Origin of the sequence: Paraeggerthella sp. (assembly GCF_048427265.1) — a bacterium.
GTDB lineage: Bacteria > Actinomycetota > Coriobacteriia > Coriobacteriales > Eggerthellaceae > Paraeggerthella > Paraeggerthella hominis.
In genome coordinates, this window is the sequence record NZ_DBFOSR010000026.1 from 1 (window position 1) to 6,774 (window position 6,774).

Below are 6,774 nucleotides of genomic sequence, written 5' to 3' on the forward strand. Positions count from 1 at the left end.
TGCCGTACTGGATGGCGTTCACGGGGCATCGGTGCAGGCAGGCAAGGCATTGCGTGCAGCCCAGCTCAGCCCAGCGCGGCGTGCCGTCGATGAGCGTGATGGTGTTCGTCGGGCATATATCGGCGCAGCGGCCGCAGCTGATGCAGGTGGGAAGCGTGTGAAAATCCTTGGTCGAGCGCGGCTTCTCGTCTTGTTCGGTGACCTGGGAAAGCAGGATGCCCAAGGGGTTGCGTCGCTCGGCGTGCACGCATTCGCGCGCCTTGATGCGCAGGGCCGTGCGATGGGCCTCGACTTCCGCATGGGCTAAAAGCCGCTCGCGTTTCTCTCCCTGAGCGGGCGCGTACAGGTACGTGCAGTTTCCGACCGATTTCACGCTGAACGAGGCGTCCAGATTGATTCCCTGCCAGCGTCGCAGTCGATCCGCGAAGATGCGCGCGGTGTTTCCGACGAACGCGCCGCAGCTGACAACGGCGTAGCAGTAGCAAGGGGCGAACACCTCTTTGTTGCCGGTGCGGAAGTTCGCGCGGCGTATGAATTCGTCCACGAGAGGAGGCGTGGTCCAGGCGTACGTGGGAAAGACGAAGCCGAGCGCTTCTCCCTGCTCCAAGGTGAAGTCGAAGTCCTTGTACTTGTAGGCTTTGCCCATGTCGACCAGCAGGTCGTCGGTTGTTTCGGCTATGATCTTCGCGGCTGCAAGAGAGTTGCCGGTTCCAGTGAAATAGAAGATCATAGTAGCCGCCTTTCGGTTTGCCCCTGCCCTGTAGTTGGCACATATTCCCAGTATAGCAAGGGGAGGGAGCCTGCGCTTGCGGCCTTTGGTATCATGAGCGCAACAAGTCTTTGACGGAGCGTTTCCGGTGATAGGAGGAGCGTATGGCAAGCGTGCTGTTTTTGGAGTACCCGAAATGCACAACGTGCAAAAAGGCCAAGGCGTGGCTCGACCAGCAGGGAGTTGCGTACGAGGATCGGCATATCGTGGAGGACAATCCGACGGCTGCAGAGCTTGCCGCCTGGCATGAGAGAAGCGGGCTGCCCTTGCGCCGCTTCTTCAACACGAGCGGCATGGTGTACCGCGAACGCAATATCAAGGCGCTGCTCGATGCAGGGTTGAGCGATGCGGACGCCTACGCCTTGCTTGCCGAGAACGGCATGCTGGTGAAGCGCCCGCTTGTGGTGGGCGAGGACTTCGTGCTGGTGGGCTTCAAGGAAGCCGAGTGGGAGCAGGCTCTTCTGTAGCGGTTTAGAGCGTGTCGGTATCGAGCCAAAGGGTGAAGGGGCCGTCGTTCGTCAGGCTTACGTCCATGTAGGCTCCGAAGCGCCCCGTTTCCACGCGCGGCACGTCGCGGCGCGCCCGTTCGACGAACCATTCGTACAATCGGTTCGCCTCGTCGGGTGCGCCCGCTTGCGTAAAGGAAGGGCGGTTTCCCTTCTTGCAGTTCGCGAACAGCGTGAACTGCGAAACCACCAGCACGTCGCCGTGCACGTCGGCAAGCGACAGGTTCGTCTTGCCGTTTTCGTCCTCGAATATGCGCAGGCGGCTTATCTTGCTCCAGAGGCGCTCCGCTTGGTCTTCGGTGTCTTCATGGCCCACGCCCAAAAGAATGACCAGGCCTTTTCCGATGAATCCTACCGTGCTGCCGTCGATTTCCACCTGCGCACGGCTTACGCGTTGAACGACTGCCCTCATGGAGGCTCCTTCGCTTGCGAGATTTGCTTGCTGCAAGAATCCTACGGCAAGAAGGGCTTCGGGGGCAAGGATGCACGCGGGATGTTTATGCGTGGCTTTCATGGGGCCGCTGGCCGCGCGTTTGCAAAAACGCTCCCGAGCGTTATAACGTATCGGGCATAAGACGATCGGGTGTTGAGGCGCAATCGCGCGTTGGCGAAAGGACTTCCATGAGCTACGCAATCGTGTACGACAGCAGCACGGGGAATACGCAACGATTGGCTTGCGCGGTGAAGGAAGCGCTGCCTGCGGAAGAAATTGTGGCGTTCGGACGCGTTGGAGACGTGGCTTCGGAGGATCTGGCGGCGGCGGATCGCGTGTACGCGGGATTCTGGACGAATCGGGGCGACTGCACCGACGAGATGGCCGAAGTTCTGTCCCAGCTGGAGGACAAGGACGTGTTCCTGTTCGGAACCGCGGGCTTCGGCGCAGATCAGACGTACTTTGCGGGCGTAATGGCACGCGTGGCTCGGCATGTTCCCGAATCTGCCCGCATCGCGGGATCGTTCATGTGCCAAGGGCAGATGCCCGAAAGCGTGCGCACTCGCTACGAGCGTACGGCCCAGGCCCAGCCGGCTCAAGCCGCGCGCATGCAGCAGCTTATCGAGAACTTCGATGCGGCCGTTGGCCATCCGGACGATGTCGACGTTGCGCGATTGCAGGCGGCGGTCAAGCAGGTCTGACGCCGTTTGGAGATTGCGCGCCGACCCTGGACGAGCGTCGCGAGGGGTCGGCGCGCGCTTCGTTACGCTTCCTTGTCCTTGCGTGCTTCCGCCGGGTCTTCCAGGCGCGTTTTCAACAGCTGCAAACCGCCGACCACCACGCCGCCGATCACGAAGAACAGCAGGCTGAACGTATCCAGGCTCATGGCGGGCAGGGGCTCGGTCAGGGTGAGCGGTCCTTGCGTAATGGAGAACAGCGAGCCGAGCATCATGCCCACGATGGCGTACATGGTCTGCGGCCGGAACTTCTTGAGGCACATCCTGATCAGGCGCACGAACAAGAGGACGCCGCAGGCAACGCCTGCGATGAACACCAGCAAGATGGGCAGATAGGCCAAATCCAATCCCATAACTGCGCGCACGGCCCCCATGATGGGCACGTACAAGCCGAAGATCAGCAGCAGGGTGGAGCCGGAGATGCCGGGCAGCACCATGGCGGAAATGGCAACCATGGCGGCGAAGAACACGTAGGCCACCATCCCGGGGTTCAGGCTGCCGACGGCCACGTTCACGCCTTCGTCCGATACAGGGCTGAGCAGGGTGATGGCCACGACTGCGGCGGCGCCGATTGCAACGAAGACCAGGCTTGCGGCATGGCCTTTCAGCGTGCTTTTTTCTTCAAGGACGACAATGGGGATGGCGAACACGATGAATCCCATGAACAGCGAGCTGACCTGGTAGATATGCGAGTCGAAGAAACTGGTCAGCACAAGCGCCGAAAGCCCGAATCCAATTATCCAGCCGAATCCTAGCTTGAGCAGGAACTTGACGGCATCGATCTTGGCGGCTTTCGGACCGTGGAACAAGTCGTCGAGCGAGCCGATGAACCGGTCGTAGAATCCCAGCAGAAAGGCGATGGTGCCGCCTGAAACGCCGGGGACGCTGTCGGCAAGGGCCATGCAGAATCCGCGCACGAAGTTGATGATAACGCCGGCAATGGACATAGTAAGGGAACCTCCCGCATCGATTGTGCGCAGCCGACCCTCTTCGGCGCGCATCGTCAGAGCGTATAGCATGGCTCACGATCTTGCAAACGTCCAGCGATTCCCGTTGTTCCTGCAAGATATACAGATTCTTGAGCGGGTGAGTCGGCGTTCGGCGAAGCGGGAACGCCCGGACCCGAGAGTGCGGTTCCGGGCGTTTCGAGATGTCGCGATGCAGCGAATGGGTGCTTGCCTGCGTTTGCGGGGCATGCCTTCTGCGCTTACAGCGCCACGTGTCCGAACGTGATGATCGAGTAGACGAGCCCCGCGATGCCCAAGGCTATCACCACGGCGACGATGACCTTGTCCGAGATTTTCTCGAACACTCGGGCCTTCGGGTCGTGCTGCCGAATGCCCACGACGTAAAGCGGCAGGCCGACGGCGTACACGATGCACGCGACCATGAGGTAGTTCAAGCCGGCTGCGTAGATGAGCCATAGCCCGTACAGCGATCCCGCCGCGCCCGTGAACAGGGCCATTCCGCGGCTGGCGAAGATTCCTTTCGGGTAGCTTTCGTCGAGCGCGATCTTGAACAAGAACAGCGTGCAGAACAGGTAGCACGGCAGCGCCATGACGCTGGTGATGCTGATCATGGTGGTCCAGGCGTTGTTGCCGATGAAGTAGGACACGATCAGCACGATCTGCACGACGATGGTGGTCCACAGAAGCGAGGTCGAAGGCGATCCCTTCTTGTTTTCCTTGACGAACGCCTTCGGAAAAATGCCGCTTTTGGAGGCGGCCAGCGGCATCTCGCCCAGCATGAGCATCCATACCAGCCAAGAGCTGAGGACCGATATGATAACGCCGGCGTTGATGAGGATCTCGCCCCATTTGCCGAACTTGTCCAGCATGATGGCGGCCATGGACGGGTCGGCCATGTTCCCGATGTCGGCCTGGGAGTACACGCCCAAGGGCAGAAGCGATACGATGACGTAGAGCAGCAGGGTGACCAAAAAGCCGATGGTCGTGGCCTTGCGCACTGCCGTTTGCGACTTGGCCTTGCCCGACACGACCACGGCGCCTTCGATTCCCAGGAACAGCCACAGGGTCACCAGCATGGTCGCCTGCACTTGCGGCATGACGTTGTCCCAGGTGAAGCTAAGGTCGATGCCGCCCTTCATGCCCCAGAAACCCTCCATGAACACCGAGAGCTTGAATACGGTGGCAACGGCCAAGATGAAGACGGCAACCGGCAGCAGCTTGCCGATCGTGCCGATGATGTTCAGGAAGCTGGTTTGCTTCGCGCCTTGCAGCGCAAGCAAATACATTGCCCAGGTGATGATGGAGCCGCCGATGATGGACGGGATGTTGTTGCCGCCGGCGAAGTCGGGCACGAAGTAATTGAGCGTGGCCATGACCAAAACGGAGTAGGCCACCAGCGCGAAACAGTTGCATATCCAGTATCCGTACGCCACGAAAAAGCCGATGAGCTTGCCGAAGCCCTTTTCGGCGTACGTGTACAGACCGTTCGTCAGTTCGGGGCGCGCGGCCGACAGGATGCGGAACGTGTTCGCGATGAACCAGATGCCGATGCCCGTGACCACCCAGGCGATAATGATGGCTCCGGCGGAAGCGTCCTGCGCCATGTTCTGGGGAAGGTTGTAGATGCCTCCGCCGATCATCGCGCTGATGACGATGCCTACCAGGCCGATCAGGCCAACTTTTTTGGAGCTGTCCTGTGCCGGTGCGCTGCTTCCGTTGGAACCGGGTGCGGTGTTGTCTGCCATGATTCCAATCCTTGTCGAATGAGGGCGCGCCCGCCAGAGCGGACGCGCCAGGGTGCGAATGGGGTGCGCGATGCGCTAGCTTGCCAGGTCCGTAAGCGGTTCGAAGTCCATCTGCTTGAGCCAGTCGGACAGGTGCAGGCTGTTGAGGGATGCGAAGCCGGTTGCGGGCACGGCGTTGCGCGCGAGCGTGACGTAGGGTCCTACGGTAATGGCGTTGCCGATCTCGTTGGGTTTCATCATGCGGTAGGCGAAGCTCACGTACGTGCGGTCGAACAGCACGCTGGAGTCGCGTCCGCATTCGACCACGGACCAGACGATCTCCTTGCGATGCTGCTCCAGGTAAGCCAGCATGTCCTGCTCGTTGTCGTTTTCGGTCCAGACGCCGGCGTCTTCGATGAAGAGGTCGGCTGCGAAATCGCGGTCCGCGGAAAGCGAGATGGCGATGAACGACCATACGCCGTACGCTTCGCCTTCCTTGAGCGGGCGGTCTTCCTTGGGGCGGTACGCCGTGATTCCCTTGTTGGCGCAGATGGTGTGCGCACCGGGGATGGGGTGGTAGCGACGGTTCTCGGCCGTTCCGAACAGTTCGATGCCGGCATTGAGCAAGGGCTGCGCGTCGAACACCTTGAGCTCGCTGCCATCGAACTGCTTCTCGGTGAACAGCGGTGTGCTTGCGCCCGATGCGATGTCGTCATGTCGAGCCAGGTCGTAGCCCCAAACCTGCCCGGCCATGCCGCAGAACGACGAGGCGGTCAGCATGTTGATCTGGCCGACGTAGGCATCGGCCGTTTCGGCTTTGTCGTAGGTAACGATGCCGTCGATCAGCATGTCGTTGGTTTTCTCGACCGTTCCGGCGGACACTTTGAGGACCGATACGTATCCGTTGCCGTAGGCGCCTGGCATGCCGTAGCCGTCGCAGTAGTCGTCGTACGGGCTGATGGCGGTCTTGTCGATGTGCGGCGCGCGCATGGTCGCGTGAAGGTTGGGGGTGCGGGCGATGGTGCGGTTGCGGCGTTCTTCGATGTTCTTCATGAAGGTCCTTTCGTTGCGGATACGATTCGCGCAGATTGTAGGACGGCCCGGTTTTCGCGTCCCGGGCGGTAAAAAGATGGGACCGAGACGTGCTCGCGCTGATGCTGAAGCGTTGAATGGGCTGGGGCGCGCGAGGCGCCGGTTTTCTTGCCTTGTTCAGATAGGGGTTTTCCTTATTTAGGAGGGTTGCTGCTTTACGACCTTCGCACATGCTGTATATTACAATCGTTATATAACAGTTGTTATTTTGGAGGTACGGTTATGCCGGAACGGAAGGTAACGCGCGAAACGGTGCTCGAGGCGGCTCTTTCCCTTGTGCGCGAGCAGGGGGAGGGCGCACTGAGCGCGCGGGCGATCGCGGATCGCGCGGGTTGTTCGGTGCAGCCTATATACAGCCTGTTCGGCGACATGAAAAGCCTGGTGAAAGCTCTATACGACCATGCGCGCGCCTGGGTTGCCGCGTACAACCGCGAGCACGAGCATCGCGCTCCGAACGCGTTTGCGGCAAACGGGCTTTCCCATTTGCGCTTGGCGCGCACCGAAGGCAACCTGTTCCGGTTCCTGTACCTGACCGCGCACATGGA

8 protein-coding genes are annotated in these 6,774 nt (G+C 60.6%); 3 read left to right on the forward strand and 5 right to left on the reverse strand.

Translation table 11 applies throughout. From position 1 onward, the window contains the following. Positions 1–730: EFR1 family ferrodoxin (locus ACMNI9_RS02750; protein ID WP_418830765.1), on the reverse strand; the 730-nt coding region annotated here is incomplete at its 3' end. Between the two features lie 143 nt (positions 731–873). On the opposite strand from ACMNI9_RS02750, the gene ACMNI9_RS02755 reads away from it, so the two are divergent. Next, the gene (locus tag ACMNI9_RS02755) at positions 874–1,236 is read left to right on the forward strand and encodes an arsenate reductase family protein (RefSeq protein WP_418830766.1); all 363 of its coding nucleotides are present in this window, start codon (positions 874–876) and stop codon (positions 1,234–1,236) included. Between the two features lie 4 nt (positions 1,237–1,240). On the opposite strand, the gene dtd is transcribed toward ACMNI9_RS02755, so the two are convergent. Continuing rightward, positions 1,241–1,687: a D-aminoacyl-tRNA deacylase gene (dtd, locus tag ACMNI9_RS02760; RefSeq protein WP_418830768.1), complete on the reverse strand. Its 447-nt coding sequence runs from the start codon at positions 1,685–1,687 to the stop codon at positions 1,241–1,243. A 209-nt stretch (positions 1,688–1,896) separates the two neighbouring features. Here dtd and bilS point away from each other — a divergent pair, with 209 nt between their 5' ends. Continuing rightward, a complete protein-coding gene (bilS, locus tag ACMNI9_RS02765; RefSeq protein ID WP_114566571.1) occupies positions 1,897–2,409 on the forward strand; it encodes a flavodoxin family protein BilS in 513 nt (170 codons plus the stop codon). Between the two features lie 62 nt (positions 2,410–2,471). On the opposite strand, the gene ACMNI9_RS02770 is transcribed toward bilS, so the two are convergent. The 3 genes from ACMNI9_RS02770 to hdcA form a co-directional block, all read right to left on the reverse strand. Further along, on the reverse strand, positions 2,472–3,464 hold the full coding sequence (locus ACMNI9_RS02770; protein WP_418830770.1) for a DUF368 domain-containing protein: 993 nt from the start codon (positions 3,462–3,464) through the stop codon (positions 2,472–2,474). Between the two features lie 188 nt (positions 3,465–3,652). After that, positions 3,653–5,158 (reverse strand): basic amino acid/polyamine antiporter, encoded by a 1,506-nt coding sequence (locus ACMNI9_RS02775; protein WP_418830771.1) that lies wholly within the window; start codon positions 5,156–5,158, stop codon positions 3,653–3,655. A gap of 75 nt (positions 5,159–5,233) precedes the next feature. Beyond that, positions 5,234–6,190: a histidine decarboxylase, pyruvoyl type gene (gene hdcA / locus ACMNI9_RS02780; RefSeq protein WP_418830772.1), complete on the reverse strand. Its 957-nt coding sequence runs from the start codon at positions 6,188–6,190 to the stop codon at positions 5,234–5,236. Positions 6,191–6,451: 261 nt separating this feature from the next. Between hdcA and ACMNI9_RS02785 the strand changes: the two genes are divergently transcribed. Continuing rightward, positions 6,452–6,774: TetR/AcrR family transcriptional regulator (locus ACMNI9_RS02785; protein WP_418830774.1), on the forward strand; the 323-nt coding region annotated here is incomplete at its 3' end.